The organism is Kitasatospora sp. NPDC002551 (assembly GCF_040296005.1).
Lineage (GTDB): Bacteria > Actinomycetota > Actinomycetes > Streptomycetales > Streptomycetaceae > Kitasatospora.
The window spans coordinates 197,636-223,355 of the sequence record NZ_JBEOWI010000002.1 but is presented as its reverse complement, the minus strand read 5'-3'; the positions used below and the strand labels follow the sequence as shown (position 1 = coordinate 223,355).

The following is a 25,720-nucleotide window of genomic DNA, read 5'->3' as shown; positions in this document are numbered from 1 at the left end:
TTCCTCTGGAGTCCTCGCGTGACCACCGACCCCGTGGCGCCGTCGCCCGCCGACGCGCCGCCGCCCGCCGCCGGGTCCGCCACCGAGCCGGACGCCGCTCCGGCACCCGCCCGGCGCCCGCGCCGCCCGCGTCCGGTCCTGCTGCTGGTCTCCGGGCTGGTGCTCGGGACCGCGGCCGGCGGCGGCATCGGCTACGCCGTCCAGGCGGGCCGGCCACCGACGCCGCTGCCGCCCCTCCAGGTGGCACTGCCGACGTACCCGGCCGAGGTACTGAACCCGGCGGTCGCCGCCGCGGCCGCGCCCTCACCGCTCGCCATCGACGGCGACCTGCGGAAGCTGCTGATCACCGCGCCGAGCGGCAGCAAGGCGTGGGACGACAGCCCGGACAAGCCGAGCTGGATCACGGTCGGTGAGCTCGCCGAGCAGCGTGGGGACAGCGGAAACGCTTTCAAGAACCTCAACACCAGCGGCTTCCGGCGGGCCGTCGAGGTCGGCTGGGAACAGGGCGGGCTGAAGGTCCGAGTCACGCTGCTCCAATACACGGCCGACGACGTCGCCCATGCCGAGCCCGGCGGGCGGAACGGGTCCGAGCTGAAGCCGTTCGCCGACGAGGCCAACGGCGGCTACCAGGTCGAGGACAGGCCCTCGTTCTGGGCCGAGACCACCGAGAAGTACTACCTCGGCACCGCGGCCGCGCAGCGCGGCACCGTGAAGATGAATATCGAGGTGTTCGGGACACAGCCGGTGGACGCCGAGGTTGTGAAGAATCTCGCCAAGCAACAGTGGGAGCGGCTGGTATGACCGACAGCAGCGTGACCGACTCCACGGCCCCGGAGCCGCAGGCCGTACCCGCCGACACCGGTACCGCAGACAGCGGTGTCGCGGCGCCGGACGCCGCCGCGCCGACGGGCTCCGCCACGTCCCGCCGCGTCCTGCGCGCCGGCGGCGCGATCGTCGCGGCCGCCCTGACCGGCGTGGTGATCGGCGTCGGGATCATCGAGGTGCGGTACGACGATCCGGCGCCCGCCGCGGCCGCCATCGCCGCGGCCGCCCCGACGGCGACCGCGACACCGTTCGGCGCGAAGGCCAACGGCAACCACTTCGGGTCGCTCCGCGACCTGCTCCTGCCGGTCCCCGGTGGCTTCCTCCTCGGGCCGGACGACGGCGCCGACGGCAACGACACCGAGCTGACGGCCGATCAGCTGGCCACCGTGTTCGACGAGGACCTCGGGCCGGTTCCCAAGGAGCAACAGGACAAGCTCCGCCAGTACTGGAAGGACCTGCACGTCAAGGCCGCCGGAGTGCGGACCTACAAGGCCCGCCTCGGTGAACTCGTCATCGGGATCAAACTGCGCCAGTTCAACCAGCAGGAGGTGCAGCGGATGAACGAGTACACCGCCATCTTCACCGGCGACACCGGGCTGTTCCGCCGCGGCCCGGTGGTACCCGGCCATCCGGAGGCACACTGCTACCTGATGCCCGCGCCGCCTGCCGCGCCGATCGACCGTATGGAGTGCTCGGCCGCCGAGGGGGACCTCCTGGTGGTGCTGGACGCCGAAGGTGTGGCACCCCTGCCCAAGGACAAGATCGTCGCCCTCCTGACCCAGCAGCTCGACCGCCTCGCCCGCCCGGGAGCCTCCGTATGACCGACAGCAGCGACACCCCCGCCGTGCCGGACGTTCCGGGGCGGGAAGTCCCCGGGACGGAACTCCCGAAGGCGCACGTTCCTGGCGCGGACCTCCCGGTCGCGGCGCCCGCGGCCGGAGCGCCGGCCGACGAGGAGCGGGCCGCCGGCCGGAGCCGCCGCCGCAGGGCCGCGGTGCGCTGGAGCGCCGCCGCCGTGGTGTGCGCGCTGGCCGGGACGGGGAGTGCGATCGCCGTGACTGCGCCCGAGCGCACCGATCTCCCGGGGCTGGCGACCAAGAGCGACGGACGCTACACCTTCCCCGCTCTGGTGCTGCCGCCGCTGCCCTCCGGCAAGGCCGCCCCGAAGGACAACAAGAACCGGCACGCCGCGGACCTGCGGCAGCTGCTGCTCCCCGTTCCCAAGGAGGTCGACGGGCAGCTCGTTCCGGCACCATCCGTGACCGGCGGCGGACCCACGGGTGCGTCCGCGTCGGCCACGCCCTCGGAGTCCCCCGCGACGACGTCCCCCAGCGCTTCGCCGACGGCCCGCCCTGCTGGCCTGGTCGACTGCAACTCCCTCGCCGACGAGCAACAGGACCCGGCCGCGGTCCGCGCCCTGCTGCTGCAGTACGCCTGCCGGGCCGCCGCCGTCCGCGAGTGGACCACCTTCGACGGCACCCGTACGCAGATCCGGCTGCTCTCGTTCGGCTCCTCCGGCGAGGCGTGGTCCGCCTTCGCCGGACTGCGGGACGGCAAGGGTCCGAAGACCGGCGCCACGATCGGGAGCGCCACGCCCCAGGACTGGGACGAAGTCTACGGAGTCACCGTCAAGACCCAGGTCTCCGGACCCGGTGACGCGCCGACCGCCCGGCTGGCGTACGTGGCGGCGGGCGACATCGTCGGCGTCGTCACCATGACCAACCCCGACGGCGTGCCCGCCGCCGCGTTCCGGCAGGTGGTGACCCTCCAGTCGGACCTGCTGGCCTGAGACGGCAACCGGCCGGATCCGGCCTTCCTCCCGTGGCTTCCGCGGCGGCCGGGGTCACCGCCGGGGCGGCGCGGCCCCGTCCGCCGAGAGGATCCGGCGCAGCACGCCGAGCAGGGCGGCGGCGTCGGCGGGCGGGTGCGGGGCGCGCCAGGCGAGGTGGCCGTCCGGGCGGACCAGGACGGCGCCGGTGGCGGGGACGCCGGACAGGCGCGCCCACCGGGGCGCGTCGACCGGCACGGGGCGCGGGATGACCGGCAGGCCGGCGGCCGCGGCGGCGTCGGGGGCGGGCGTCAGCAGGGTGAAGCCGGAGCCGACCAGGTCCAGGGTGGAGGCCGCGCCCGGACCCTCGGCCAGGCGCAGGTGCGGCAGGCGGCCGCCGGGCACGCCGTCCCCGAGGCCGCGGTCCGGGGCGAGCGGCGCGGGGTCGAGCGACGCGGGGGCGGGGGTCGCGGGGGCGGTGCGCGGCGCCCGGCTGCGAGCGCTTCTTCGTCGACACCGGCCGGCGCACGCCGCAGCGCTACTGCACCCCGCGCTGCGCCACCCGGGTCCGGGTCGCGGTGCACCGGGCCCAGGCGCAGCGGGCCGATGACTGACGGCCCGGCGGCCGACGGGGCGCCGTCGCGCGCCCGCCGGTGCTCAGGCCAGCCCGGCGGCCTCGGCGAGCAGGCGGTAGGAGTCCAGCAGCTCCGCCCGGTCGTACGTACTGGTGGTCAGCAGGAACTCGTCGGCGCCGGTGCGCTCCATGAGCGCCGTGAGATCGGCGAGCGCGCGCTCGGGCGTGCCCGCGAGGTGGCCGGTGAGGGCCTGTTCGAAGGCGGTGCGCTCGCGCGGGGCCATCGACCGGGCCAGGATCTCCTCGGCGGGTTCGAGCGGGGAGAACTCCCCGTGGGTGCGGCTGTGGGCGCTCGACCAGGCCTCCGGGACGAGCAGCGCGCGGGCCCGCTCCTCGGTCGCGGCGACGGCCACCGTCCCGGAGACGACGACGTAGGGCCGCCCGGCCCGGGCGGAGGGGCGGAAGCGCTGCCGGTAGCGCTCGATCGCCGCCAGCATCGCCTCCTCCCCGCGCACCGCCGCGATCACCAGCGGCAGCCCCGCCTCGGCGGCCACGTCCGCGCCCGCACCGGTGGCCAGCACGAACGCGGGGACGTCCAGGCCCTCGGCGGGGCGGGCGTGCACGCCACCCGGGCCGCGCGCGCCGGGGTCGAACCAGGAGAGCAGTTCGGCGAGCTGCTCGGGGAAGCGGTCCGCGGCGTCCTTCTCCCGGCCCAGGGCCCGGCGGACGCCGTCGGTGAAGCCCACCGACCGGCCCAGCCCCATGTCGATCCGGTCCGGGAAGAGCGCCGCGAGGACGCCGAACTGCTCGGCGACGACGAGCGGCTGGTGGTTGGGGAGCATCACGCCGCCGGTGCCGATCCGGATCCGGGACGTCGCGGCGGCGACGGCGGCGGCCAGCACCGTCGGCGCCGAACCGGCCACCCCCGGCACGCCGTGGTGCTCGGAGACCCAGAACCGGTGGTAGCCGAGCCGTTCGGCCTCCACCGCGAACGCGACGGTGTCGCGCAGCGCGCGGGCCGGCTCCTCCCCCCGGCGCGTCCGGGAACGGTCCAGTACGGAGAGGCGGAGGGCGGGCGCGGCGGTCACCCCGGTGCCAACGGCCGACCGCCGCGCCGTCATTCCCGGCGCGGCGGGCGGTGCGGCGAACACGGCCACGCCGGCAGCGGGGCGGGCGGAAAACCGATTGCCGGGCGCCATCGGCCCGCGGTAAACCATGTGACATGCTACAAACCTCCCGCATCACGCTCCGCGCCCGTCACGACGGTGACGTCCCGGTGCTCCACGCCGAGCTCTACGACGACGTGGCCACCCGTTCACGGGGCGACTCCCGGCCCTGGCGGCCGATCCCGCCCGGCTCCCCGGAGTCCCCGTTCGTGGTGGGGGCGGGCGACGACACGGCCGCCTGCTTCTCCGTGGTGGAGCGGTCCTCGGGCGAGCTGGCCGGGGAGGCGCTGCTGTGGGGCGTCGACGCCCACCAGCGGCGGGCCCACCTCGGCCTGGCGCTGCGGCCCGCGTTCCGCGGCCGCGGCCTGTCCGGCGACATCGTGCGGCTGCTCTGCCGCTACGGGTTCACGGTGCGCGGGATGCAGCGGCTGCAGATCGAGACGCTGGCCGACAACCTGCCGATGATCAAGGCCGCCACGGGGGCGGGGTTCGTGCTCGAGGGCACGCTGCGTCAGGCCGCCTGGGCGTGCGGGGCCTTCGTGGACGAGGTCGTGCTCGGGCTGCTGGCCCCGGAGTGGACCGACGAGCCGGAGCCGCCGACCGCCGCCGACCGGGCCTGACGGCGCGTCCGGCACGATGCCGCCGCCCACCGGGAGGGCCCGGCGGGCGGCGGCCCCGGGAGGGGGAACGGCGGGCGGGGTCAGCCGCGCGCCAGGACGAGGGACTGGACGGCGGGGAGCTTGCGCCAGTCGCTGGAGACGACGGTGGCGTGGGCGCGGGCGAGCTGCTCGGTGCGCGCGCGGGCCTGGTCGGCCGTGGGGTCGGTGTTGCTGATCGCGGGGGCGACGTTGTGGGCGTCGGTCATCGTCAGCAGGTAGTGGTTGCTGTCGTACCAGGCGGTGTCGATGCCGTTCAGGTAGGTGGCGGCGTCCCCGTCGAAGACCACGAACCACGGCCGGATCGAGGTCTCGCCGTACCGGGCGCGCGGGTCGCCGGCCGCCGCGCCGAGCGCGGTGGGGAACATCCGGGCCTCGCCGATCCGGCCGGCCGCCGCCAGGTCGCGCAGGTGGCGCCCGTACTCGACGTCGGTGTGCAGGGTGTCGAACGGGTTGTCCAGCTCGACGGTGCCGGGGATGACGTACACCAGGGCGCGGCCGGCGAGCGCCGACCTGGTCGGCCAGTTGCCGGCCCGGACGGCGTCGTCGAGGGTGGCGTAGGAGCCGCCGCCCGGCTTGGCGAGCAGGTCGGCCGGGCGCAGCGCGGCGGAGCCGAGGTGGGCGGCGATCAGCGCGTCGAGCTGGGCGGGCCCCATGCCGAGGTTCCCGGAGAAGCCCGGCTTGAGCTCCAGCTTGATCACCAGCGGCCCGGCGCCCGGGTGGGCACCGAGCCAGAGCCGCACGTCGTCCAGACAGGTCTCCAGGTTCTTGTTGCCGCCGCCCGAGTAGAGCTGGGCGGGCGTGGTGGCGCTGACGCAGTTGTTGGCGTTGCCCAGCGGGTTGGAGTGGCTGACCTTCCACTCCTTGGTGATGGCGTTCGGCCAGGCGTCCAGCTCGATCATGCCGGTGCCGGTGTCCAGGCCCTGGGCGAGGTAGCCGAAGGCGGCCGGGTCGTAGGTGTTGTGCAGGCCGACGGTGGTCGCGGAGGCGAACGGGAGCTCGCCCGGGGCGCCGGTGCCGGCGGCCTGCGCGGCGCCGCCGACGGGCAGGACGGCGGCGGCCGCGACGAGCAGGCCGGCGGTGAGGGTGCCGATGAGGGTACGGCGGACGGTCACGGTGTCAGTCCCCTTGTCAGTGCGCCGGCCGGCCGGCGCGCCTTCGGCGGTGGCTACCGCCGGTGCAGAGCATGACCCGGCCGGCCGTCAGCCCGGTGAAGAGGACATAACAACTTCGTGACCGTCGGCTTCCGGTCCGTCACCAGCCGGAACCGTTCGGGGCGACCGCCGGCCGTGCCGCCGTCAGAACACGGACCAGCCGGTGGCCGTGGTCAGGGCGTCCAGGGCCGCGACGCCGAGCACCGAGTTGCCCGCGGCGTCCAGGCCGGGGCTCCAGGTGCAGACCGCGCCCCGCCCGGGCAGCACCGCGAGGACGCCGCCGCCGACACCGCTCTTGCCGGGCAGGCCGACCCGGTAGGCGAACTCGCCCGCCGCGTCGTAGGTGCCGCAGGTGAGCAGCACGGCGTTGATCCGCTTGGCCTCACTGCGCGACAGCAGGCGCGAGCCGTCGGCGCGCACGCCGTGGCGGGCCAGGAAGAGACCGGCCAGCGCCAGGTCGCGGCAGTCGGCCTCGATCGCGCAGTGCGCGTAGTAGTGGGCGAGGACGTCCTCGACGGGGTTGCGCAGGTTGCCGTAACTGGCCATGAAGTGCGCCATGGCGGCGTTGCGGTGGCCGTGCTCGGCCTCGGAGGCGGCGACCGCGCGGTTGACGTCGACGGTCGGATCGCCGGACTCGGCGCGCAGCAGGTCCAGGACGGCACCGGCCGCGTCGCCGGTGAGCTCCAGCAGGCGGTCGGTCACCACCAGGGCGCCGGCGTTGATGAAGGGGTTGCGCGGAATGCCGTGCTCGGACTCCAGCTGGACCAGCGAGTTGAACGGGTTGCCGGAGGGCTCCCGGCCGACGCCGCCCCACAGGCCGTCACCGCCCTCGGCGAGCGCCAGGGCGAGGGTGAACAGCTTCGACACCGACTGGACGGAGAACGGCCGGCGCCAGTCCCCCGCCCCGGCCACCCGGCCGTCCACGGTCGCGATCGCCATGCCGAACGCCGCCGGGTCGGCCTCGGCGAGCGCCGGGATGTAGTCGGCGACCCGGCCGCGCAGCGGCGAGCGGACGGCGGCCGCCATGGCGTCGTGCACCAGGGCCTGGAGGTCCGCCCCGGTGTCGTGGGGGTCGTGCGGGCTGTTCGGGTCGTTCGCGTCGGTCACCGCGCCATTGTCGTCGCCGCCGGCCGGCGGGCCGCGGGCGGGGGCACGCCCGGGGTGTCGGGCACCGGCCCGGTCAGCGGCGGACCATGCGGACGCCCGAGACCTCCAGCAGGCCGTCCAGCTCGACCCGGCCGACCCGCTGCTCCGGGCTCACCACCAGGCCGTCGCGGCGCACCAGGTCGAGGATCCGCTCGGCCAGCGGCATGACCATGTGCCGCCCCCAGCAGCGTTCGTTGGCGTGCCCGAACGGCAGGTAGCCGGGGTGGGTGTCGGGGTCGAGGTCCTTCCAGCGCTCGGGACGGAAGGCGTCCGGGTCGTCCCACAGCCGGGGGTCGCGGTGGCTCAGCAGCGGAAGCATGAGGATGTCGTCGCGGCGGCCGATCCGGCCGTCGACGGCGCCGAACTCCGGGGAGGCGACCCGCAGGATGTTCCAGGACGGCGGCAGCAGCCGCAGGGCCTCCAGCAGCACGTCCCGGTTGGGCACGTCGTCGTCGAAGGGCGCCCCGAGCCAGACCGCGTTGGTCACCAGCGCGGCCACGGTGAAACAGATCGGCGCCGCCACCCGCCGGTAGAGGTACATCGCGTAGCGACGGTCGTCGTACGTCTCGGCGTCCAGCACGCGGGCCGCCAGATTCGACAGCGGAATTTCGGTGCCCGGTTTTCCGAGCATCGCCGTTCCGGCCGCAACCGCCATCCAGGTCAATTTCGGGGTGAGTTCCAGACGGCGGTCGACGAGGACCCGGAAGCGGAAACTCTCCCGGCCGAAGACCAGGTCCCGGAGATACACGTGCGGGGTGTGCGGCCATTTCCCGGACAGGTCCGTCCGGTCGCCCAGCGGCTTTTTCAGCGCCGTCCGGACGTCGGCGGAGACGGCCTGCATGAGCGCGGAGGCGTCGGCCCGGGTGACGAGCCGCCCCTGGACGGGCTTGAAGGTCGGGCGCTCCTCGGCGTTGGCCGGCCTGCTGCGCAGCAGCCCGTCCATCAGGTCGGGGCCGGCCACCCCGACGGTGTCCGCCTCCAGGCGGAACAGGTCCTGACCTCGGTACCTGCGCAGGAGTTCGTCGATCCGCGGCGCGAAGAGGGTGACGCGGGCGGTGCGCCCGGTGCTGGACATGGCCATCCGTGACTCCAAGGGTGAGCGGCTGTGGCGGCCGGCTCGCGGTGAGCGGCCCCGTGCCCGGCGAGTGCGGGTGGCACTCGCCGGGCACGTGTCCGACAGCGGAAGGACCGCCGGGACCTAGATCCAGCCGTACCAGGCGTAGGCCTTCAGGCTCTTCTCCGGCATGACCTTCTTCACGAAGTGAACGAGCTTCATGACAGCACCTCCATCTCGACAGGGAACGATGACGAACAACTCTTCGACGGACGGTCCGCGGGGGCGAACTCCGGGTGGGCCCCGCAGAATTCGGATCTTCGCTTTCCGTCGCCGCAAAAAGTGAATCCCAGCGCGAAAACACGGTCAAGTGACGCAGCTCACCCGGACGAACCGCGCCGCCGCGGGTTTGGCGCCGCCGCCACCCGCCGCGCCGCGCTTGACGCGAGCGCGACAGCGCTGGTCAGGGCCGCGACGCGCCGGGGACCGCCAGGTGAACGGGACGTTCCGCACAGGGGTGGAGCGGAGGCCGCAGAGCCCCGACGGAACGTTCGGTCTGCCCTTTGGGGCAGAGCGGCTGCCCCTTCCGTTTCGCTCCCCGACCGGTGGGCCTTTGACGGATCGTTACCGCGACTTCGCACCCGGGCGCCCGGGCGCGGTGGCGACGCCGCTACCCTGTGCTCCGCAGCGGAACGGCCGCCCGGCCGCCCCGCTCTTGTTGGGGGCGATTGTGGTCGAACGTCTGGTGCTGGATCTCCACGCCGACGGCCGGATGTCCGTGACGGAGTGGCCGCCGGGAGCAGGGGTCCCGGCGGTCGCCGTCGACGCCGGATGGCTGCGCAGGCCCTTGGACGACACGGCCCTGGAGAACCTGCGCTGGTACTTGGAGGAGTACCTCCGGACCCCGTTCGGGGCGTACGGCGAGCGGGGCCCGCACATCGCCCGTCAGCTCCCGGACTGGGGGGCGCGGATGTTCACCGCGCTGTTCGGCGACGGCCCCGGCCGCGACGCCTACCTGCGGGCACGGACCCGCGGCGGCGGCCTGGAGATCGTGCTGCGCTCGGACTCCGCGCCGCTGCTCGGCCTGCCGTGGGAGCTGATGACGGAGCCGGGGCGCCCGTGGCCGCTGGTCCTGGACGACGTGCTGGTGACCCGGTGCCCGTCGGCCGCCGACCCCCTCGGCACGGTCACCGAGGCGGACGGGTCCCGGCTGCGGGTGCTCCTGGTGCTCACCCGGCCGGACGGCGCGCCCGCCACCGCTCCGCGGACCGGCGCCCTCCCCCTGCTGCGACGGCTCGGGCCGGGGACCGGCGCGGTCGACCTGCGGGTGCTGCGCCCGCCGACCCTCGCCGGGCTCGGCGAGGCGCTGCGCGAGGCGCGCGAGGAGGGCCGGCCGTTCCAGGTCGTGCACGTCGACGGCGCCGGCGTGCTCCCCGAGGACGGGGCCGGTGGCACCGCCGGGGACACGCCCGACCGCGGGTGGTCCGGCCCGGACCGCCGGCCGCGGACCCTCCGGGAGCACGACCCCGAGGGCGTGCTGGTGTTCGAGCAGCCGGACGGCGGCGCGGAGCCGGTCCCGGTCCGGCGCGTCGCCCGGCTGCTGGCCGCGGCCGAGGTCCCGCTGGTGGTCCTGAGCGCCCGCCGGTCGGGGGACCCGGCCGGGCGACGCGAGGCCGCGGCGGCCGGCCGGCTGCTGCGGGAGGGCGCCGCCGCCGTGCTCGCGCTGCCGTACGGACTCGACGCGACGGCCGCCGCCGGGTTCCTCGCCACCGTCTACGAGCGGCTCCGCTGCGGCGACCCGCTCGCCCGGGCGGTGGCGGCCGGCCGCCGGCACCTGGCCGACCGGGACCGGCGCGTCTCCCCCAAGGGCCCGCTGCCGCTGGCCGACTGGACGGTCCCGGTGCTCCACCGCCGGAGCGAGCTGGTCCTCCCCGGGCTGCGGAGCGGGCAGGCCGGGTTGCCCGACACCGCCGCAGCCGCGCCCGGCGTCCCCGTCCCCGGGGCCGCGGCGGCGCGGGACGTCCAGGAGGATCCGGGGCACCCGGACTTCCCGGAGGGTCCGGACGCTCCGGAGGACCTCGCCCCCGTCGGGGAGTTCGTCGGGCGGGACGGGCTGCTGCTCGCCCTCGACGCGGGCGCCCGGCACCACCGCGTGGTCGTCCTCCACGGCCCGGCGGGGACCGGCAAGACGGAGCTGGCGAAGGCCTTCGGCCGCTGGTGCCGGGACACCGGCGCCGTGGACGGACCGGACGCGGTGGTGCTGCACTCCTTCGCTCCGGGGGCCGCCTCGTTCGGCCTGGCCGGGCTGGTCGACCGGATCGGCCGCCGGCTGTTCGCCCCCGAGGAGTTCGACCCGCTCGCACCGGCCGACCGCCTGGAGGCCGTGGAGCAGACGCTCGCCACCAGGGACGTGCTGCTGATCTGGGACGGCGTCGAGTCGCTGCGCCCGGCGCCCGGCCCGGCCGGGGCCGCCCCGGCCGCGGGCGAGCGGGAACGCGCCGAACTGAGGGCGTTCCTCGACCGCGTGGCCCGGCGCGGTCGCGGCGCGGTCGTCCTCACCAGCCGGACCTCCGAGGACTGGCTGGGCCCGGAGCCGCTGCGGATCCCGGTGCCGGGCCTGGACCCGGACGAGGCCGTCGAGTACGCCGACCACCTGCTCGCCCCGGACCCCGACACCGTCCGCAAGCGCGGGCTGCGGGTGTTCGGCCAGCTGCTGGAGTGGCTCGGCGGGCACCCGCTGCGCATGCGGCTCGTGCTGTCCTCCCTCGACGGGCACGAACCGTGGCACGCCCTGGACACCCTGGTGCGGAGCGGGGCCGCCGCGCCCGGCGCCCCTGCGGGCGAGGAGCAGGAGGAGGCCGGGTTCGCGGCGCTCGCGGTGACCACCGCCTTCGCGCTGGACCGGCTCACCACCGCCGACCTGCGGGCGCTGACGGCCGTCACCCTCCTGGACGGGACCGTCGACGCCACGGTGCTCGCCCTGCTGTCCCGCCAGCCGGAGGTGCCCGCGCGCTTCCGGGACCGCGGCACCGAGGACTGGCAGCGGCTGCTGGAGCGGGCGGCGGGCCTCGGCCTGCTCACCGCCGTGCAGGGCGGTGCCTTCCTGGTCCCCCCGGCGATCGCGGCCGTCCTGACCGCCCGGTGGCGCGCCGAGGAGCCCGGGTTCGCCGAGGAGCACGCGGCCGCGGCGCAGGCGCTGCTCGGCGCCCAGGTCAACTTCTGCCTGCTGCTCAGCCGTGAACTGAGCGGCGGCAGCGCCGAGTTCGCCATGACCGCGCTCCACCTCCAGCGGCGGACCATCGGCGTCCTGCTCGGCCGGGCCGTCGAGCAGGACGGGTGGCTGCAGGCGCTGGCGCTGGTCCGCCCGCTCCACGCCTACTGGAGCGCCCACGGGCTGGACGCCGAGGCGCGCGGCTGGACCGACCGGGTGCGGGCCGCCCTGGAGGCGCCCGACGGCGGCCCGCCCGGGGCCGACACCCCGGCCGGCGCGCTCTGGCTGTCCGTGGTCGGCGCCGAGGCCCGGCGCCTGGTGCGGGCGGGCCGCACGGAGGAGGCCGAGCGGTCCTTCCGGGAGATCCACCACGCCGTCGGCCGGCAGCTGCCGGACCCCGACCAGCTCGACGACCTCGCGGACGGCTACCAGCAGCTCGGCCGGATCGCGGTGGACCGGGACGAGTTCGCCGACGCCGAGCAGTGGTACCTGCACTCGCTCGCCGTCCTGGAGCGGATCGGCGACGCCGACGGCATCGCGCTCGGCCACCACCAGCTGGGGGTGATCGCCCATCGCCTCGGCCGGCCCGCCGACGCCGAGCAGCGGACCCGGGAGGCGCTGGAGGCCTTCGAGCGCCTGGGCGAGTCCCGGAGGGCGGCCGCCTGCCGGCACCAGCTCGGCATCCTGGCCCAGGAACAGGGCCGCTTCGAGGAGGCCTACGTGTGCTTCGGGCGTGCGCTGGCCTCCGTCGAGCAGCCGGCCGAACTGCCGTTCGCGACCGCCCTCCACCACCGGCTCGCCGCCGTCGCCGCCGAACTGGGACGCCTCACCGCGGCCGAGAAGTGGTGCACGGAGGCGCTGGCCCTCGCCGAGGAGTCGGGCAGCCTGCCCGACACCGCCCGCGGCTACCACCAGCTCGGCGTCCTGGCGGCGGCGCAGGAGCGGTTCGACCAGGCGGAGTCCTGGCACCGCAAGGCGCTGGGAATCCGGCAGGACCTCGACGACCGGCACGGTACGGCCGCCAGCCAGCACCAGCTCGGCGTGGTCGCCGCCCGGCGCGGCGACCTGGCCGAGGCGGAGACCTGGCACGCGCGGGCCCTGGCGGTGCGGGAGGAGCTGGGCGACCAGGCGGGGGTCGCGGCCGGCCTCCACCAGCTCGGGCTGACCGCCCAGACGGACGGCCGGGCGGCGGAGGCCGAGGCCCGCTACCGCAAGGCGCTGGACGTCTCGCACCGGATCGGCGACGCCCCCGGGCTGGCCCGGACCTTCGGCCAGTTCGGGCTGTTCGCCGCGGAGCAGGGGCGCCCCCGTGAGGCGATGGAGTGGCTGGTCCGCAGCATCACCGCGTTCGAGGAGTTCCCGCATCCCCTGACCTGGCCGAGCGTGGTCAACCTCGGGCTCCTGGCGCGCGACCTCGGCCCGCGGGCCGTCGAGCGGGCCTGGCGCTCGGTCACCGGCCGGCGCCTGCCCGACGCCCTCCGGGACCACGTCGGCGGCTGACCGGCCGGGGCGCGGTCGGTCAGGGCTCACGGCTTGGGGCTCACGGCTTGGGGCTCACGGCTTGGGGCTCACGGCTTCGGGTTCACGGCTTCCGGGTCTACGGCCGGGCGCCCGGTTCCTCGCCGAGGAGCAGGCGGCGGACCCGGGCGGTGGTGGTCGCGTCGCGTGCCGTGACGAACGGCAGGGTGTTGCCTCCGGCGAGGCGGAACGGCGTGCCGGCGAGCGTGGCGTGGGCGCCGCCCGCCTCGGCGACCAGGAGCAGACCGGCCGCGTGGTCCCAGGCGTTCTCCCAGCCGAACACGGTCGCGTCGAGGGCACCGCGGGCGATCTCGACGTACTCCAGTCCGGCCGAGCCCGCGCACGGGCGGATGCGCACGCCCTGGGTGCGCATGCCCTCGGCGCGCAGGCGGAGCAGCGCGCGCCTGGTGGCGGGCGTGGCGTGGAAGGGGTACGAGGCGGCGATCTCCAGCGGCGCGCCGTCGGCCGGTGAGCCCGCCCTGAGCGGGACGCCGTCCAGCCGCGCGCCGCCGCCCCGCAGGGCCGTCGCCATCCGGTCACGGGCCGGGGCGTACGTCCAGGACGCCAGCAGCTCGCCGTGGTGGGCGAGGGCGACCAGCGTGCAGAACCCCTCGCCGCCGCGGACGAAGGTGCGGGTGCCGTCGATCGGGTCGACGATCCAGACCGGCCGGTCACCGGCGAGTTCCGTGTACAGGTCCGGGTCGGCGGCGACCGCCTCCTCCCCCACCACGACCGAGCCGGGGAGCAGCGCCGTCAGAGCGGCCGTCAGGTGCGCCTCGGCGCCCCGGTCGGCGACGGTGACCAGGTCGTGCGGACCGTTCTTCTCGGACACCTCGTCGGCGGTCAGCGCGCGGAAGCGCGGCATGATCTCGGCGGCCGCCGCCCGCCGGACCGCCTCCTCCACCGGGCCCAGGAACTCCGCGGCGAATCGTTCGTCGATCATCTGCCCATCACATCACAGCTTCGATTCTCCAGGTCCCGACCGAACAGCCGGGCGGGCGGGGAGGCCCGGCCGTCCGCCGTGCCGGAGTGGCGGCGGTCCGGCCGACGGCGGCGGGCCCGACCAGGAAGCCCGCGTGGCCGACCGAGGCGACGACGGCCACGGCGCAGCAACGCGCCTCGGGGCGGCCCGTTGCCCCGGCCGGCGAGAGGACCGTCGGGGCGCACACGGAGGTGCCGAAACCGGCCACGACGAGCCCCGCGAGCATCGCCCCCACGCCCGGCGCCGGGGCGGCGCTCAGGGTGCCGCTGGCCGCCACCCCCGTCCCCAGGGCAAGCAGGTGACGCTGCGACAGCCGGTCGGCGGGCCCGCGTCCGCCCGGCCGGCCGGCGGCGGAGGCCGCGAACACCACCGGACCCACCGGCCGTGCCGGAGCCGGAGCCGGAGCCGGTGTGGAGGACCGAGCGCGGCACCACCGCGTTCCAGCTCTGCCAGGCGTTCCCGACCAGGAACGCGAGCGCGCACAGCGGCCCGAGCATCAGCAGCGGCCGGCTCGCGGCCCCGGCGAGGAGCACGGCCACCGGCAGCGGGAGCCCCGCGACGGCGGACAGGCCCCGGCCGCGTGCCGGACCCGTCGCGAGGGCGCCGCCGACCACGCAGGCCGAGAAGCAGGTGTGGACGGCGTTCATCAGCGGACCGGAGCGGCTCTCCTTGGTGCTCGCCACCCCGTCGACGCCCATGTCGACGGCCCCGGACGCAGCGCCCAGGGCGGCGAGCGCGGCCGTCAGCAGCAGGAGCGCCGCGACGGCGGAGCGGCCGAAGCGGTCCACGGCCGCCCGCGCCCGCCGCTGGATCTCCGGGACCAGCGCACCCCAGGCACCCCAGAACACCCCGAACGCGGCGAACCCCGGCAGCACCTGCCCCCGCGCCCGCATCACCGACACCGGCCCCCATCGATCGCGCTGCCGTCCGAGGACGATGATGCCCTCCGCCGGGCGCCGGACCGCCTCCTCCCGCACGGCGTACGGAGGCACGGCGCGGCGCGTCGGAGCGCCGAGGCGTCAGATTGGGTAACTGATCAGCTGCGTCTTGTGATGCGCTGGTGGTGATCTTCGCGGTCAATGCGCCCGCGAAGATCACCGTCATGTGTGTCTGTTCGTGCAAGCCGTGCTATGCCTCGTCGTTGACGGATGCCCAGTGGGCCGTGATCGAGCCGCTGCTGGCGGAGCGGGACCCGCGCAGAGGTGGCCGGCCGCTGAAGTTCCCGCGCCGGCTGGTCGTGGACACCGTGTTGTACGTGCTGGTCAGCGGGTGTGCCTGGCGGCTCGTGCCGCATGATCTCGCCCCGTGGGACGCGGCCTGCCGCTGGTTCCGCGCCTGGACGGCGGACGGCACATGGACTCAGGTGCACGGCGCGCTGCGCGAGCGGGACCGGGCGGGCGCGAAGCTGGTCCTCTCCGGTGTCCGGGAGGAGTTTCCGCAGGTCGGGCTGGTCTGGGTCGACGGCGGCTATGTCAACGTGGTCGATGCGGGGCTGGTCGGGTGGGCGGCGGGGCGGGAGGGCGTGGAGATCGTCGCGGTGCCCCGCAACGCGGATGTGAAAGGCTTCCGGGTGCTGCCCCGCAGGTGGGTGGTCGAGCGGACATTCTCCTGGCTGGGACGGTGCAGACGGTTGGCACGGGCACGGGCGCAAGACCGCGCACGCCGAAGCGATGATCAAGGTCGCCATGATCCGCCTCATGGCCGCCCGCCTCGCCGGCGAGGAGATCGAACCGCGCGGCCCCATCGAGACCGGAGCAGCCCGCCGCCTCGCCGACGACCCCAAGAACGAGTGATCGCCCGATTGCCCAACACTTTCTCAGGCGCTCCGGCGCGGCGCGCCGTTGCCGGGGCCCCGTGGCGGCCGGACGCGGTCAGCGCGGGTCGTGGTCCGCGGCCCGGCGCAGCGCGAGGTGGGCCAGCCACGCCATGCCGAAGGTGAACGGCGCGGCGGTGTTCTCCGCCGGGCCGGGGACGAGCGAGCAGAGCACCATGACGGCGAGCGGTACCCGGACGCTCAGCAGGATCCGCCGCACGGCCGGCACTCCCCGGACGAGCCCGGCCGACCACGGCAGGACAAGGCCGAGGACGGCGAGCGGAACAGTGGGGCCGGTGTGCTTCACCGCCTCGAACATCGTCCAGACGAGCAGCCCGACACCGAGCACGCCCCAGCCGATCCGGGCGGCGGCCCAGGCCGGTACGGCGGTGCTCTCGGTGGTTTCGTAGACCATGGCAACTCTCCCCCTGTGCCTCGTATGCCCCGCCCCTTCCGGAACGGCGCCGTCGGCAGTATGCGCCATCCCCCGGCCAGCCGGACACACCCGCGCCGCCACCGCACCGGGGGCGTCAGCGGCCGGTGCCGGCGGGGAGCGCGCAGTGGTCGCGGGCTTCGGCCAGGGCGGCGGCGAGGGCCTCGGGCCGGCGGGTGGAGAGGTAGACGTAGGGGCAGAGGAGGGAGCGTTCGGCGACCTCGACGCGGACGGCGCGCGGGAGGTAGCTGCGGATGAGCAGGCGGGCCCGGGGGCCGGCCAGCCGGGTGCGCCAGGCGAAGGCGGCGGCCTGGTCGAGGACTTCGACGGCGCCCGCGTGTTCGCCGCGCAGCACGATCGGCCCGGCCACCAGGACGCCGTCGCAGACCCGGATCCGGACGCCGCCGTAGCCGCGCAGCGCCGGGGCCGTCACCGCCAGCAGCAGGGCGCCGCCGGACAGCGCGGGCAACGGGCCGAGCGGGAGCAGCGCGGCCGTGAGCGCGGCGGCGGCGGTCAGGGCGGCCAGCCACCAGCGCAGCGGGACGGAGAGTCGTTCGTCGTAGATCACCACATCCGGGATGCTGCCACGCCGACGCCCGGTCCCCGCAGCCGGGCCGGTCCGGACCCGCCGGGGCTCAGGACTCGTCGTGCCAGGAGAAGGCGGCGATCCGCCAGCCCTCGGGGGTGCGGACGAACTGGAAGGTCTTGGTCCCGCCCCCCTCGTACGGCTTGCCCTCCAGGGTGCCGGACTTGCGGTACCCGCCGATGCGCGAGGCGACGTCCCCGGCGATCTCGGTCCGCTCGGAGGTCTCCCACTCCGAGAAGCCGACCAGCCGGCCGTCGCTCAGCAGCCGCTCGCGCGGTGCGACGAACTCCTCGACGGAGTAGACCGTGAACGTCGGGGCGGTGCTGACGATGACCCCCTGCGGGAGCATCAGCCGCCGGATCCGGGCCACGTCGGCGCCCTGGCCGCCGCGGTTGTCGAACGCGCCGAAGAACTCGGCGGTCAGCTGGTCGATCTCGGTCTTGGACATGTGCCCGACCGTAGCACCGCGCGTTCCGCCGGTCCGCCGTCCGACGACAGATGGCAGGTGACAGGTGACAGGTGACGGACCGTCAATCGATGGGCCCGCTTCCAGGTGTCCCGGATGTGACGATGTCACGCCCCTATGGTGAACGCGGCGCGCTGACTAGCATGAGCATGCCGTCTCAAGGAAATCCCGCAAACCCTCTACGGGAGGAGCCCATCATGAGCGCACAGGTCCTGGAGATCCGCGACGCCGGCCTGCTGGACATCGACGAGGAGACCGTCGTCTTCGAGGACGAGTACGACGCGGACCTCGCCCCGGCGGCGTGTCTCGCCGACCCCTGGGTCACCTACGTCCCCACGCGTTTCGAGTGCGGAATCGACTTCTGACCTCGGCCGGTCGGCCCGCGTAGCACGGTGACCCCGGGCGGGCGCCCGCCCGGCGGTCACGCCGCTTCCGGACCGGGAGGACGGTTCCCGGCCCGGAACGGCACACGGCACGGAACGGCACGGCCTGGCACGCGGATCCCGGGAGGGGTGGCACAGCGATGGTGGCAGCGGCACCACCGGGCCGGGGGCCCGAGCGGCGGACGGCGGAGCGCGCGACGGCCGAGGACCTGCGGGCCCGGATCGCCGCCCACCTGACCGCGCCGGGCGCCACGGGCCGACGCCTGCACGCCGGCGACGGCTGGCTGTATCTGCACGATCCCCGGATGCCCGCCCTCGCCCACGGCTGGAAGCTCCACCTCTCCGCCCGGCCCGAGCAGTTCGCGGACCTGGTCGACCTGGTGCTCCCCGTGCTGCTCCGGCACCGCTGCGACGCCAAGTTCGCCGCCGGCGCCGCCGTGCTGGGCCGGCTCAACTCCGGGCTGCGCGGCGCCGGCGCCGTCGGCAAGGCGGTCACCGTCTACCCGTCACCGGGCGGGATCGAGGCCCTGGCGGCCGAGCTGGCCGAGGTGCTGGCGGGCCGCCCCGGTCCCCGGGTGGTCAGCGACCGGCAGCTGCGGGCGGACGCCCCGGTCTACTACCGGTACGGGCCCTTCCGGGTCACCGGCGACGACCCCGACCTCGTGATGACCGGCCCCGCCGGGGAGACCTTCGCCGGCCTCGCCGACGGCTCCTACCGCCGGCCGCCGTGGGCGACGGACCCGTTCGCCGCCCGCGCCCCGCGGCGGCGGGCGACCACCAGCGTCGGCGACGGCCGCTACCGGATCACCGCCGGGATCACCCGCTCGCCGAACGGACACGTCTACCGCGCGGTCGAGCTCGCCACCGGGCGGGCGGTGGTGGTCAAGCAGGCCCGCGCCTTCGTCGCCGAGGACCCGTCCGGCACCGACGCGCGCGGCCGGCTGCGGCACGAACGGCGGGTGCTCGCCGCGCTCGACGGCGTGGCCGGGGTGCCGCAGCTGGTCGACTACTTCCGGCACGGCGAGGACGAGTACCTGGTCAGCACCGCCCGCGGACCGCGCGACCTGCGCCGCGAGGTCCTCGCGGCGGGCCCCTACCCGCCGGGCGGCGAACGGCCGGGCGGTCGGAACCGGGGCGGGGGCGGGGGCGGCGAGAGGGCCGGCCGGAGCTGGTGGGCCCTGGCGCGCGGACTGCTGACCGTCCTGGACGCCGTGCACGCGCGCGGCGTGGTCGTGTGCGACCTCAAACCCGCCAACGTCGTGCTCGACGACCGGGGCGGCTGCTCCCTCGTCGACTTCGGCGTCAGCGCCCTCGCCGGTGAGCGGCCCGAGGGCGCCACCCGGGGCTACGGCCTGCCCGGCGCCGGCGGGACGCGGGCCGCCGACGACTACTACGCGCTCGGCGCCACCCTGCACTGGGCCGCCACCGGGCTGGACCCCGTGGTGATCGACCCGGACCCGGCCGTCAACCGCGAGCGCACCCTCGCCGGCCTGGCCGGCGCGCTGACCGCGGACGGTCCGGGCGCGCGGGAGGCGGACGCGGTGCTGGCGGTGGTGGCCGGCCTGCTGAGCCTCGACCCCGAGGAGCGGACCTCGGCCGCCGCCGGGCTGCGCCGCGGCGCCCCCGTGCGGCCCGCCCGTCCGGCCCACCGGCCGCCGCCGGTGACCGGCGACCTGCTGGGCGAGGCCGTCCGCCACACCCTCGACCGCTGTGTCCGGATGGCCCACGAGCTGGTCGGCACGGATCCCCGGGACGGTCGGCCGCGCACCCTCCTGTCGCTCTACGACGGCGCCGCCGGTCTCGGCCTCGAACTGCTCCAGCACCCGGACCGGCCGGAGGTCCGCACGGCCGCCCGCGCCCTCGCCCGGTGGACCGCCGCCCACCCCGCCCTCGGCCGGCTCACCCCGGGGCTGTACGACGGCCGGGCCGGCGTCGAGCTGTTCCTCGCCCGGGCGGCCCACCTGCTCGGCACCGAACGGCCCGCCGCCGCGGGTCCCACCGCCGCAGACCTGCCGCTCCACGACGACCTCCCGGCCGACCAGATCTCCGGCGCCGCCGGGATCGGCACCGCCCGGCTGCTGCTGGCCCGCTCGGCCCGCGCCGACGGCCGGGCGGAGGAGGCCGGCCGGCACCTGGCCGTCGCCGCCGAGTGCGCCCGGCGGCTGACCGACGGCCGGGCCGTCGACCCCCGCGAGACGCCCAATCCGGGGACGGCGGCCCTGGTGGAGGGCTTCGCCCACGGCCGCGCCGGTATCGCCCACTTCCTGCTCGCCCTGCCCGGCGCCCGCCCGGAGGCCGCCCGGCGCCTCGTCGACGGCCTCGCCGCAGACGTCCCCCGGCTCGCGGCTGCCGCGCGTGCCCCCGGCGCGACCCGGCGCTACGGCTCCTGGTGCCGGGGGCTCGCCGGCATCGGCACGGTGCTGGTCCAGGCCGCCCGCCAGGACCGCGACCCGGCGCTGCTCGCCCGTGCCGCCGAGGCCGCGGCCGCCTGCCGCGCGCTCGCCCCGAGGATGGGCACGACCGGCCGGTGCTGCGGCCTCGCCGGGGTCGGCGAACTGCTGGTCGACCTCGCCGAGGCCACCGGGGACGATCGCCACTGGCACGCCGCCGAGGAGGTCGCGGGCCTGATCCTGGCCCGCGGCGGCGGCCCCTGGGGCCGCCCGCTCCTGCCCGGTGGCGACCCCGCCACCGAGTCCCGCGCCTGGGCCGTCGGCACGCCCGGCGTGCTCGCCTTCCTGCGCCGCCTGCACCGCCGGGGCGGAGCGCGCCCGGGCCTGCCGTTCCCGGCCGGACCCGCCGATTTCGATTTCTGATCATCCGTTGGTAAGTTCTTCCCCGTCGGAAGGGCGGGCCGCGCAGGCGGCGGAAAGCCCGGTCGGCCAGGCGTCGGTGGTGCATTGGCAGCACGCCCGCTTTCAGCGGGAAGAGTTCGTTCGATTCGGGCCCGGCGCTCGATCCTCCGGGGGCGGCAACCGTATGACGGGTGCCGCCCCCGTTGCCGTGCCCGCCATGCCCGCCGTCCCCGGCGTCGGAAGGAGGCCACTCCCGTGACCCTGCTGCTCTCGCGCGCGGACGTCGAGGCCGCCCTGGACATCCCGGCCGTGCTGGCGGCGCTCGACGCCGGATTCCGCACGGCCGACCGGCTCCCGGCGGCCCAACGGGTGGGCGCCCGGCTGCCCGGCCCCGGAACCGCCATGTGCCTCGTCCCCGGGCTGCTCCCCGACGTACCCGCGTACACCGTGAAGGTCAACGCCAAGTTCCCGGCCGCCACCCCCGCGCTGCGCGGCATCGTCTGCCTGCACGCCCTGGCCGACGGCGAGCTGCTCGCGCTGCTCGACTCCGCCTCCGTCACCGCGTGGCGGACCGGACTGGCCGCCGCGCTGGCCACCCACGCGCTCGCGCCGCAAGAGGCGAGGACGGTCGCCGTCATCGGCGCGGGCGCCCAGAACCGGACCGCGCTGCGGGCGCTGCGCACCCTCCGGCCGGTCGACCAGGTGTACGCCTACGACCTGGACCCGCGGCGCGCCGCCGCCGTCGGCGAGGCCGTGCCCACCGCACGGGCGGCCGTCGAGGCCGCCGACATCGTCCTCACCGCGACTTGGTCGCGCGAGCCACTTCTCGACGCCGACGTGCTGCGGCCGGGCCTCCACCTCACCAGCCTCGGCTTCGACGAACCCGGCAAGACCGAACTCTCCCCCGCCCTGCTGCGTGCCGCCCGCCTGGTCGTGGACGATCCCGCCCTCGCCTCCGTCTCCGGCGTCCTGCACAGCTCCGGCCTGGACCCGGCCCACGCCACCCCGCTCGCCGACGTCCTGCGCGGCGCCGCGCCGGCCCGCCCGGACGACCGCGCCACCGTCTACGCCCCGATCGGCCTCCCCTGGCAGGACCTCGCCCTCGCCTGGCCCGTCTACCTCGCCGCGCGCTCCGCCCCCGGCGTGTCCTCCTTCGACTTCCACTGACCCACCCTCTCCTTCCTCCTGCCCGGGAGGCGTTCTTCTGCGGGCGCCTCCCCTGCGGCTACCGTTTCCAGGGCACCGACGGCCCCGAACCCGACACGCCGATCCCGCCCGCTGTGCGACGGAGGAGACGACCGTGGAGAAGTTCGTTCCGAAGTTCCAGGGCGCGCCGTGGCCCGACGGCGCCCGCGTCCTGCACGTCTACGCCGTTCCCGATCTGGGCACCGACGCCGAACTGGCGAGCCTGGTCGGCGACTGCCGGAAGGCGATGCGCCCCTTCCCGATCACCCCGCTGGGCGACGACACCCTGCACTGCACCCTCGACATGATCGCCGACACCACCGCCGACCGGATCACGGCCGGGGAGCGCGCCGACCTCGTCGCGGCCCTGCGCGAACGCCTCGCCGGAACCGGACCGTTCGAGGTCGCGGCCGGCTCCCCGGTCGCCAACCGGGCCGGGGCCGTCCTGCACCTCGACCCCGAGCAGGCCGTGCTCGACCTGCGCGAACGCGTCCGTGACGCCATCCGCCGCACCCGCGGCCCCGGCGCCCTGCTGCACGACGGCGGCCGCCCCCACATCTCGCTCGGCTACGCCTGGGCCGAGGCCTCCTCCGACGCCCTGCGCACGGCGCTGCGCCGGATCGTCCCCGGCCACACCCCGGTCCGCATCCGCGACGTCCGCCTGCTCGACGTCCGCTTCCGGCAACAGCCCCGTCCCGGCGACGCCTCCGCCTGGGAGATCTCCTGGACCCCGGTGGCGACCGTCCCGCTCACCCGTGGCTGACCCACCGCCCGCGCCCGGTACACCGGCGAGGACGGACGCACCGACCGCGTCGTGATCAGGCGGGCTGCCAGAGTTCGATCCGGTTGCCCTCGGGGTCGGTGACCCAGCCGAACCGGCCGACCCCCGCCATGTCCTGCGTCCGCTCGTCCACCTGCGCGCCCTTGGCCCGCAGTTGCGCGAGCATCGCGTCGAGGTCGCGGACCCGGAAGTTGAGCATGGTCCGCTGCTCGCGCGAGCCGAAGTAGTCGGTCCCGGAGTCGAAGGCCGCGAACACCGTCGGCCCGGGCTCCTGCTGCCACAGACCGTGCTCGTCGGCGTCCAGGCCGAGGCCGTCGCGGTACCAGGCGCTCAGGGCCGCCGGGTCGGCGGCGCGCAGGAAGTACCCACCAATTCCCAGCACACGTTCCATGCCCGCCATCCTGCCAGGACGGCGGCGGCCCGGCCCGGCACCGTCCGGCCCGCGCCGCCGCCGCGCCGCCCGTCAGCGGTCGGCCACCCAGGGGGCGTCGGACGGCCAGGAGCCGGTGGTGACGATGTGGTCGACGATCCGCAGCGCCCCGGGGAGCGGGACCGTGTCCCGGTCGGGGTACTCGTCGCACTGACCGTTGGCGAGCAGGAATCCGTCGCTCTCCCCATCCGCCGAGGGGTCCACGGCGTGCTCGCCCGGGTCGCCCTCGCCCTCCAGCAGGAGCACCATCGCCTGTTCGCCGTTGGTGACGAAGCCCAGCGAGCGGCCGGCCGAGCTGCTCAGCCATGTCTCCAGACACTCGGCGTCGATCCGCGACCGGAGGATCCCGGGCACCGCTCCGGGCAGGGCCGGTACCGGGGCGCCGCTGTCGTCGTCCATCACCCATGACTCGATCACGGCCACGACCATCCCACAGCCGCCTGCGGGACGGAACGCGAGGGCCGATTCCCGCCAGCCCGGGCCGGGGCGGCAGATGCAGAGTGGGAGGCGTGGGACAGCTCGGACGAAGGACCGGAGACCGGACGTGAGCGTGCAGACGATGATCGAGACCCCTGTGCAGCGGGTCGGCGCGGCCGACTGGGCGGCGATCGCCGAGGAGGTCGGGGAGTACGGGAGCGCGCTGACGCCGATGCTGCTCGACCCCGCCGAGTGCGCCGAGACGGCCGCGCTGTACGACGACGTGGCCCGCTTCCGGAGCACCGTCGACATGGCGCGCCACCGGTTCGGCTCCGGGCAGTACCGCTACTTCCGGGAGCCGTTCCCCGCGCCGGTCGCCGCCCTTCGGGAGGCCCTCTACCCCCGGCTGCTGCCGGTCGCCCGGGACTGGGCGGCCAGGCTCCGCCGCCCCGCGCCGTGGCCGGACAGCCTCGCCGAGTGGCTGGAGCAGTGCCACGCCGCCGGGCAGAGCAGGCCCACGCCGATCCTGCTGCGCTACCGCGCCGGCGACTGGAACGCCCTGCACCGCGACCTGTACGGCGACCTGGTGTTCCCGCTCCAGGTGGTCATCGGCCTGGACCTGCCCGGAGCCGACTACACGGGCGGCGAGTTCCTCACCGTTGAGCAGCGGCCCCGGGCGCAGTCGCGCGGGACCTCCGTCACCCTCCCCCAGGGCCACGGCCTGGTCTTCACCACCCGGGACCGCCCGGTGCGCTCCGCGCGCGGCTGGTCGGCGGCGCCCGTCCGGCACGGCGTCAGCACCGTGCGCTCGGGCCTGCGCCACACGCTCGGCCTGGTGTTCCACGACGCCGCCTGACGCACCCGGCTCCGGCCAGGTGGGACGGGAGCGGCGGGACGGCCAGCCGGGGCCCTCGATGCCACCGGCCACGCACCGCACAGAGACCATCTCCTCGAACCCCACGGCCACCACCTCCCGGATCGAACCCCGAGGTGCGGCGGTACCGGCCGCCGCACCTCCCTTCACCCGGATCGACGCGGGAACCGGCCGCCACCGGCCGACACCCGATCGGGTGATGCCGCGATGTCGGCGGACCGCTCCGGGCCCGGCCGCGCGGACGACGCTCAGACGTGCAGCGGGTGGTCCGGCGCGAGGCGCTCGACGATCCGCGCCGCGACCTCCTGCGCGGTGTTCCCGTCCGGGCTCCCGCACCCCGTGGTGGTGCTGACGGCGACCGCCAGACGGGTGTCCGGCTGGTAGGCCTCGATCGCGGCGTACCCGGAGAACGACGGGTTGGACAGGATCCAGCCGTCGCTCACGATGACCCCCAGGCCGAAGTGCCGGGCCTCGGTCTGGAGCAGGCAGACGTCGGCCGGGCAGCCGTCGGCCGGCCCGGGCAGGCCGACGGTGCCGGGGTCCAGCTGGGTGCGGAAGGACTCCGCGGTGAGCAGCGCCCCCGTGCCGACGGCCTCGATGGAGCGCCCGAAGTCGCAGATGTCGGTGGCCAGGACGGCGCCGGGGGCGGTGGTCCAGGACGGGTTCCAGAACGTCGACTCCTCGTAGCTGCCGCGCCCGGTGGTGAAGGCGTGCAGCACCGGGGAGGGCAGGTCGGGGGTGAAGCCGTTGACGGTCTGCCGCAGGCCGAGCGGCTCGAAGATCCGCTGCTCCAGCAGGTGGTCCAGGCGGGTGCCGGTGATCCTCTCCAGCGCCGCGCCCAGCAGGACGAAGTTGGCGTGCGAGTAGCTCCAGTTGGTCCCCGGCCGGTACCAGAAGGGGTGGCTGGTGGAGATCCCGACGAGCTCCTCCGGGGTCCACCGGCGGAACGGGTCGGCGCCGAGCGCGTCCAGGAAGCCCTGGTCGGTGACGTAGTCGGCGAGCCCCGAGGTGGTGTCGCCGAGCATCCGCAGGGTGATCTCGTCGGCGCGCGGCACGCCCGGCAGCCAGCGGGCGATCGGATCGTCCAGGCCGATCAGCCCCTCCTCGGCGAGCTGGAGCAACACGATGCCGAAGAACGGGAAGGCCATCGAGCCGGCCCGGAAGTGCATCGCCGGTTCGGCGGCGACGCCGGTCATCGACTCGCCGAGGGCGCCGGTGACGATCTCCCGGCCGTCCACGGAGACGCGCAGGATCACCGCGTTCAGGTCGAGTTCCTCCTGGACCCGGCGGGCGATGTCGAGGACCTCGCGGGCGCGGGGGTCGGCGTCGGGGTCCGAGCGGGCGCACGTGTGCGAGGGCGAGGGGGTCCTGGCGAGGGCGGCGGCGGGCGGGCCCGCGGGGAGCGCGACGGCGCTCAGGGCCGCGGCCGCCAGGACGGCGGCGGTGAACATCCGGGTGCGGGAGAAGGTCATGACGCACTATCCGCGGACGACCGGGCGGCCGGCG

Annotated in this window: 25 protein-coding genes, 1 tRNA gene and 2 pseudogenes; 14 read left to right on the top strand and 14 right to left on the bottom strand. The window is 75.9% G+C overall.

What is annotated here, in order from left to right; genetic code table 11:
- The first annotated feature begins 18 nt into the window (after positions 1 to 18).
- Genes ABT093_RS03390 through ABT093_RS03380 form a run of 3 tightly spaced genes read left to right on the top strand, consistent with a single transcriptional unit; the run spans position 19 to position 2,614 of the window.
- Positions 19 to 801, top strand: a complete 783-nt coding sequence (locus tag ABT093_RS03390; RefSeq protein ID WP_350559766.1) for a hypothetical protein — start codon at positions 19 to 21, stop codon at positions 799 to 801.
- Entirely contained in the window at positions 798 to 1,646 is an 849-nt protein-coding gene (locus ABT093_RS03385) for a hypothetical protein (RefSeq protein ID WP_350559763.1), read from the top strand. The genes ABT093_RS03390 and ABT093_RS03385 overlap by 4 nt, the downstream gene beginning before the upstream one ends.
- Positions 1,643 to 2,614 (top strand): hypothetical protein, encoded by a 972-nt coding sequence (locus ABT093_RS03380; protein ID WP_350559760.1) that lies wholly within the window; start codon positions 1,643 to 1,645, stop codon positions 2,612 to 2,614. Before ABT093_RS03385 ends, ABT093_RS03380 begins: the two co-directional genes overlap by 4 nt.
- A 54-nt stretch (positions 2,615 to 2,668) precedes the next feature.
- Here ABT093_RS03380 and ABT093_RS03375 read toward each other — a convergent pair whose 3' ends face one another.
- Complete coding sequence (locus ABT093_RS03375) at positions 2,669 to 2,998, bottom strand: aromatic-ring hydroxylase C-terminal domain-containing protein (RefSeq protein WP_350559757.1); 330 nt, start codon at positions 2,996 to 2,998, stop codon at positions 2,669 to 2,671.
- A gap of 80 nt (positions 2,999 to 3,078) precedes the next feature.
- On the opposite strand from ABT093_RS03375, the pseudogene ABT093_RS03370 reads away from it, so the two are divergent.
- Positions 3,079 to 3,207, top strand: a pseudogene (locus ABT093_RS03370) (CGNR zinc finger domain-containing protein); the annotation flags it as partial.
- A gap of 43 nt (positions 3,208 to 3,250) precedes the next feature.
- Here ABT093_RS03370 and ABT093_RS03365 read toward each other — a convergent pair.
- On the bottom strand, positions 3,251 to 4,288 hold the full coding sequence (locus tag ABT093_RS03365; protein WP_502884115.1) for an LLM class flavin-dependent oxidoreductase: 1,038 nt from the start codon (positions 4,286 to 4,288) through the stop codon (positions 3,251 to 3,253).
- A gap of 101 nt (positions 4,289 to 4,389) precedes the next feature.
- Between ABT093_RS03365 and ABT093_RS03360 the strand changes: the two genes are divergently transcribed.
- Complete coding sequence (locus ABT093_RS03360) at positions 4,390 to 4,953, top strand: GNAT family N-acetyltransferase (protein WP_350559751.1); 564 nt, start codon at positions 4,390 to 4,392, stop codon at positions 4,951 to 4,953.
- 80 nt (positions 4,954 to 5,033) lie between these two features.
- Here ABT093_RS03360 and ABT093_RS03355 read toward each other — a convergent pair whose 3' ends face one another.
- The 4 genes from ABT093_RS03355 to ABT093_RS03340 form a co-directional block, all read right to left on the bottom strand.
- On the bottom strand, positions 5,034 to 6,104 hold the full coding sequence (locus tag ABT093_RS03355; RefSeq protein ID WP_350559748.1) for a phosphatidylinositol-specific phospholipase C domain-containing protein: 1,071 nt from the start codon (positions 6,102 to 6,104) through the stop codon (positions 5,034 to 5,036).
- Positions 6,105 to 6,287: 183 nt separating this feature from the next.
- On the bottom strand, positions 6,288 to 7,184 hold the full coding sequence (locus tag ABT093_RS03350) for a glutaminase (RefSeq protein WP_350560058.1): 897 nt from the start codon (positions 7,182 to 7,184) through the stop codon (positions 6,288 to 6,290).
- 139 nt (positions 7,185 to 7,323) lie between these two features.
- Complete coding sequence (locus tag ABT093_RS03345; RefSeq protein WP_350559745.1) at positions 7,324 to 8,370, bottom strand: cytochrome P450; 1,047 nt, start codon at positions 8,368 to 8,370, stop codon at positions 7,324 to 7,326.
- Between the two features lie 117 nt (positions 8,371 to 8,487).
- The gene (locus ABT093_RS03340; protein WP_350540985.1) at positions 8,488 to 8,565 is read right to left on the bottom strand and encodes a tryptorubin family RiPP precursor; all 78 of its coding nucleotides are present in this window, start codon (positions 8,563 to 8,565) and stop codon (positions 8,488 to 8,490) included.
- Between the two features lie 523 nt (positions 8,566 to 9,088).
- Here ABT093_RS03340 and ABT093_RS03335 point away from each other — a divergent pair.
- Entirely contained in the window at positions 9,089 to 13,054 is a 3,966-nt protein-coding gene (locus ABT093_RS03335; protein WP_350559742.1) for a tetratricopeptide repeat protein, read from the top strand.
- Between the two features lie 97 nt (positions 13,055 to 13,151).
- Here the strand turns inward: ABT093_RS03335 and ABT093_RS03330 are convergent, their stop codons facing one another.
- Positions 13,152 to 14,015, bottom strand: coding sequence for an inositol monophosphatase family protein (locus ABT093_RS03330; RefSeq protein WP_350559739.1), 864 nt, complete (start codon positions 14,013 to 14,015; stop codon positions 13,152 to 13,154).
- Positions 14,012 to 15,046, bottom strand: coding sequence for a hypothetical protein (locus tag ABT093_RS03325; protein ID WP_350559736.1), 1,035 nt, complete (start codon positions 15,044 to 15,046; stop codon positions 14,012 to 14,014). Before ABT093_RS03325 ends, ABT093_RS03330 begins: the two co-directional genes overlap by 4 nt.
- A gap of 110 nt (positions 15,047 to 15,156) precedes the next feature.
- Here ABT093_RS03325 and ABT093_RS03320 point away from each other — a divergent pair.
- Positions 15,157 to 15,687 (top strand): annotated as a pseudogene (locus tag ABT093_RS03320) (transposase); the annotation flags it as partial.
- A gap of 37 nt (positions 15,688 to 15,724) precedes the next feature.
- A complete protein-coding gene (locus ABT093_RS03315; RefSeq protein ID WP_350560070.1) occupies positions 15,725 to 15,847 on the top strand; it encodes a hypothetical protein in 123 nt (40 codons plus the stop codon).
- Between the two features lie 78 nt (positions 15,848 to 15,925).
- On the opposite strand, the gene ABT093_RS03310 is transcribed toward ABT093_RS03315, so the two are convergent.
- The 3 genes from ABT093_RS03310 to ABT093_RS03300 form a co-directional block, all read right to left on the bottom strand.
- Positions 15,926 to 16,282 carry a hypothetical protein gene (locus tag ABT093_RS03310; protein ID WP_350559733.1) on the bottom strand — a complete coding sequence of 119 codons (357 nt, stop codon included), beginning with the start codon at positions 16,280 to 16,282 and terminating at the stop codon, positions 15,926 to 15,928.
- 115 nt (positions 16,283 to 16,397) lie between these two features.
- A complete protein-coding gene (locus ABT093_RS03305; RefSeq protein WP_350559730.1) occupies positions 16,398 to 16,871 on the bottom strand; it encodes a DUF3093 family protein in 474 nt (157 codons plus the stop codon).
- Between the two features lie 64 nt (positions 16,872 to 16,935).
- Complete coding sequence (locus ABT093_RS03300; RefSeq protein ID WP_350559727.1) at positions 16,936 to 17,334, bottom strand: nuclear transport factor 2 family protein; 399 nt, start codon at positions 17,332 to 17,334, stop codon at positions 16,936 to 16,938.
- 215 nt (positions 17,335 to 17,549) lie between these two features.
- Here ABT093_RS03300 and ABT093_RS03295 point away from each other — a divergent pair, with 215 nt between their 5' ends.
- The 5 genes from ABT093_RS03295 (at position 17,550) to ABT093_RS03275 (ending at position 22,475) form a co-directional block, all read left to right on the top strand.
- Entirely contained in the window at positions 17,550 to 17,717 is a 168-nt protein-coding gene (locus ABT093_RS03295; RefSeq protein ID WP_350559724.1) for an SflA family class IV lanthipeptide, read from the top strand.
- 158 nt (positions 17,718 to 17,875) lie between these two features.
- Positions 17,876 to 20,548: a class IV lanthionine synthetase LanL gene (gene lanL, locus ABT093_RS03290; protein ID WP_350559721.1), complete on the top strand. Its 2,673-nt coding sequence runs from the start codon at positions 17,876 to 17,878 to the stop codon at positions 20,546 to 20,548.
- A 70-nt stretch (positions 20,549 to 20,618) separates the two neighbouring features.
- Positions 20,619 to 20,687 (top strand) — tRNA-Glu (locus tag ABT093_RS03285).
- A gap of 95 nt (positions 20,688 to 20,782) precedes the next feature.
- Complete coding sequence (locus ABT093_RS03280; RefSeq protein WP_350559718.1) at positions 20,783 to 21,694, top strand: ornithine cyclodeaminase family protein; 912 nt, start codon at positions 20,783 to 20,785, stop codon at positions 21,692 to 21,694.
- A 133-nt stretch (positions 21,695 to 21,827) separates the two neighbouring features.
- Positions 21,828 to 22,475, top strand: a complete 648-nt coding sequence (locus ABT093_RS03275; protein WP_350559715.1) for a 2'-5' RNA ligase family protein — start codon at positions 21,828 to 21,830, stop codon at positions 22,473 to 22,475.
- A gap of 55 nt (positions 22,476 to 22,530) precedes the next feature.
- On the opposite strand, the gene ABT093_RS03270 is transcribed toward ABT093_RS03275, so the two are convergent.
- Positions 22,531 to 22,884: a VOC family protein gene (locus ABT093_RS03270; RefSeq protein WP_350559712.1), complete on the bottom strand. Its 354-nt coding sequence runs from the start codon at positions 22,882 to 22,884 to the stop codon at positions 22,531 to 22,533.
- Positions 22,885 to 22,956: 72 nt separating this feature from the next.
- Positions 22,957 to 23,340, bottom strand: a complete 384-nt coding sequence (locus ABT093_RS03265; protein WP_350559709.1) for a hypothetical protein — start codon at positions 23,338 to 23,340, stop codon at positions 22,957 to 22,959.
- A 142-nt stretch (positions 23,341 to 23,482) separates the two neighbouring features.
- On the opposite strand from ABT093_RS03265, the gene ABT093_RS03260 reads away from it, so the two are divergent.
- A complete protein-coding gene (locus ABT093_RS03260; protein WP_350559706.1) occupies positions 23,483 to 24,196 on the top strand; it encodes a 2OG-Fe(II) oxygenase in 714 nt (237 codons plus the stop codon).
- A 266-nt stretch (positions 24,197 to 24,462) separates the two neighbouring features.
- Here ABT093_RS03260 and ABT093_RS03255 read toward each other — a convergent pair whose 3' ends face one another.
- Positions 24,463 to 25,686 (bottom strand): serine hydrolase domain-containing protein, encoded by a 1,224-nt coding sequence (locus tag ABT093_RS03255; RefSeq protein ID WP_350559703.1) that lies wholly within the window; start codon positions 25,684 to 25,686, stop codon positions 24,463 to 24,465.
- Positions 25,687 to 25,720: the final 34 nt, after the last annotated feature.